Origin of the sequence: Nostoc sp. CHAB 5715, from assembly GCF_020829685.1 — a bacterium.
Lineage (GTDB): Bacteria > Cyanobacteriota > Cyanobacteriia > Cyanobacteriales > Nostocaceae > Nostoc.
The window spans coordinates 1-2,700 of sequence record NZ_JAIVFR010000985.1 but is presented as its reverse complement, the minus strand read 5'-3'; the positions used below and the strand labels follow the sequence as shown (position 1 = coordinate 2,700).

Sequence of the window (2,700 nt, the reverse complement as noted above, 5' to 3'; positions counted from 1 at the left end):
ATCTCTGGGTCGCCCATGAGAATAATTTTGATTTTTGTCCAGGTGGATGATTGGTTAGCAACATCCTCAATCCAGCGCCAGAGTTGTTTGCCAATCATGGAACATTCATCAATAAAGACAACATCAAATAGATTGATGTAAGAAGGCCCAGTTTGGTCAAGTACCAGATAAAGCAGTTTTGACTCAAGTTGTGCGTCAGGGAACTGGTAGCCCTTTGTTAGAGTTTGTCACTGCTTCTCGCTATGCAGTCACTAAGAGCAAGTTTCCTTTTGAGCCTTATGCCAAATATCTGCCTGATAAAAGTAATGGGGCGCTGATAGTTAAACGTCAAACTTTGCTGCGTTATGCCTGCAAAAAGATGTCTAAAGAATTTGCTCAAAACCCAGATTGTTTCCGAATTTTGTCCTGGACTAATACTCAAGTTGACTTTTACAATCATCAGATTCGCACACATTTATATGGTGAAAATATCAATCGCTTTATTCCTGGAGAGAGATTAATCACCAGAGATCCTGTGATGGCTCCTGATGGTAAAACTACGATTCTTGCTACATCTACAGAGTTTACTGTTTTAGATGTCTTTGGCGATCGTTACAACAACTATAATACTTGGAGGTTAAAGGTAGAGACAGATGAAGGGATTGTGCGTCAAATCTATGTTCTGCATGAAGATGAGCAAAAACAATTTGACCAAGAAACCAAACGTTTACTCAAAAGTGCCAAGCGTAATCCCTTTCTGTGGAAGCAGTACTACAAACATTTAGAGCAGTTTGCCAACATCAGAAACTGCTTTGCATTAACTGTTCACAATAGCCAAGGTAGCACTTTCTTAGAAGCGGGTATTGATGGTCAAGATTTGAGTAAGCGACTTTATCCAGAACGAGGAGATGACAGTAAGGCAGTACTGGCAAAGATTAGAGAGTTTAATCGTTTGTACTATGTTTCTAGCTCACGGGCTAGACAACGGATATTAGTTATCCGGTGATAATTGTGTATAGGAATCTCGACACAAAATTAGCATAGAGCCGAGATCACTGCAAAAACGGAAATAGAGACTGAAAAAGCTTACCTTATATAAGGTTCAGCTTTTTACTTCTCTGTTTTAGCCAAACAGGGGAAGAGATATTTCCGCGATCGCACATCCTCATATCTGCGTTGATTCGGCGACTTGCACCCGAAGACAGCAGGCTCACTTTTTCCATTTTACCAACTTTCGGTAATTGGAGATCGGGTAAGGTATCCAGTGTAGACATATGACGAAACTCGATGCAGCAAAAGTTAGCGTTACCGCCACTATCCCCGATTCTTATCGTTTTACCAACATTCGGTTATTTGTTGGTATACGATTTTAAAGATTTACTCAATCTCTTCACTAAAAAATTTATATAAAATTGCGCGCAATTACCTCAACAAAGTTTGGAGCGTTTTAAGAAAAAACGTGAAGCTAGAAGATAGACCAGCAGTACTGTATTTAGAGCCTGTTCAAATCGTGCAAATTCTCGTCCATGATAGCGCGTGTCCCAGTAGCTAATTGGGCTATGAAAGCGGATGCTCCACTCCAAAGGGAAAAACAACAGTGGCCCATCATTGGCATGAGTGAAGATGTCTACAACAGTATGGAATAGACATGCTAATAGAAACCAGAATAACCAGCGCTCGCGTGACCCAATGTTTCGTCTGCGTCGCCAGACTAATCCTAAGCCAAGCAGAAGCAGCACGGGGGCATGTAGCAGATTATGGAGTGCTATCCAAGCAGGGTTATGAAAGTACAGTTGGTCAAACAACAGATGAGAAGTGTTTCCTAAACTCCAACCCAAAATGAAGTGATAGTAAACAACCCCGCTGATAGATAAAACCCAAAGCGGTATATCAGGAGCTACAGAACCAAGCAGAAACGCACTTTTAACAATTGGTACTCGCACTAAAGCCTTATCTAGAGCCGCTGTCATGAGAAAGTGGGAGGGGGTGTTCATGTAACTGGCCTATTTAACTCTGGCTTGTGTTCATCTCTAAGGCTTTGTTCGCTACCTCAATCATTTGTTTTGCTGCTTTCTCCTTGCGTTCGCTATAACGATCAGTTAGGTAGTCCACCTTGTCTCGTAGCAACAAGGTGAACTTGTAAAGTTCTTCCATGACATCCACGACGCGATCGCGGTAGGGCGAACCTTTCATAGTGCCGTCCTCATTGAACTCAAGGTAGGCTTTGGCAACGGAGGATTGATTGGGGACAGTGAACATCCGCATCCAGCGTCCAAGAATTCTTAATGTGTTGACGGCGTTAAAAGACTGTGACCCACCGCTCACTTGCATGACAGCCAAAGTCCTACCTTGAGTCGGGCGAACGGCTCCAATCGAGAGAGGAATCCAGTCAATTTGGTTCTTCATAATGCCAGAAATCTGACCGTGCAACTCTGGACTAGACCAGACCTGCCCTTCCGACCACAGGCTTAATTCGCGTAATTCCTGTACTTTTGGATGAGTGTCGGGTACGCTGCCATAAATTGGAAGTTCACGCGGGTCAAAAAACTTCACCTCTGCCCTAAACTCTTCAATAATGCGTGCTGCTTCTTCAGCCAAGAGGCGGCTATAGGAACGCTCACGCACAGAACCATACAAAAACAAAATTCTAGGGGGATGGTCAAATGTCGTCATAGAGATGTCAGGATACAGATTAATAGCTAGGACAAATCAGCGTAGAGC

Annotated in this window: 4 protein-coding genes; 1 reads left to right on the top strand and 3 read right to left on the bottom strand. The window is 43.0% G+C overall.

Annotation, left to right across the window (positions count from 1 at the left end; translation table 11 throughout):
- The first annotated feature begins 178 nt into the window (after nucleotides 1-178).
- Complete coding sequence (locus tag LC574_RS34765; protein WP_229458166.1) at nucleotides 179-985, top strand: hypothetical protein; 807 nt, start codon at nucleotides 179-181, stop codon at nucleotides 983-985.
- An 85-nt stretch (nucleotides 986-1,070) separates the two neighbouring features.
- Here LC574_RS34765 and LC574_RS34760 read toward each other — a convergent pair whose 3' ends face one another.
- The 3 genes from LC574_RS34760 to arsH form a co-directional block, all read right to left on the bottom strand.
- Nucleotides 1,071-1,253, bottom strand: a complete 183-nt coding sequence (locus tag LC574_RS34760; RefSeq protein WP_229458165.1) for a hypothetical protein — start codon at nucleotides 1,251-1,253, stop codon at nucleotides 1,071-1,073.
- A 153-nt stretch (nucleotides 1,254-1,406) separates the two neighbouring features.
- Nucleotides 1,407-1,973: a metal-dependent hydrolase gene (locus LC574_RS34755; RefSeq protein ID WP_267871783.1), complete on the bottom strand. Its 567-nt coding sequence runs from the start codon at nucleotides 1,971-1,973 to the stop codon at nucleotides 1,407-1,409.
- 13 nt (nucleotides 1,974-1,986) lie between these two features.
- Nucleotides 1,987-2,652 (bottom strand): arsenical resistance protein ArsH, encoded by a 666-nt coding sequence (gene arsH / locus LC574_RS34750; RefSeq protein WP_229458163.1) that lies wholly within the window; start codon nucleotides 2,650-2,652, stop codon nucleotides 1,987-1,989.
- Nucleotides 2,653-2,700: the final 48 nt, after the last annotated feature.

What these genes read in the sequence shown, in the direction of transcription:
- arsH (WP_229458163.1), bottom strand. Translation starts at nt 2,652, where the DNA reads ATGACGACATTTGACCATCCCCCTAGAATTTTGTTTTTGTATGGTTCT.
- LC574_RS34755 (WP_267871783.1), bottom strand. Translation starts at nt 1,973, where the DNA reads ATGAACACCCCCTCCCACTTTCTCATGACAGCGGCTCTAGATAAGGCT.
- LC574_RS34760 (WP_229458165.1), bottom strand. Translation starts at nt 1,253, where the DNA reads ATGTCTACACTGGATACCTTACCCGATCTCCAATTACCGAAAGTTGGT.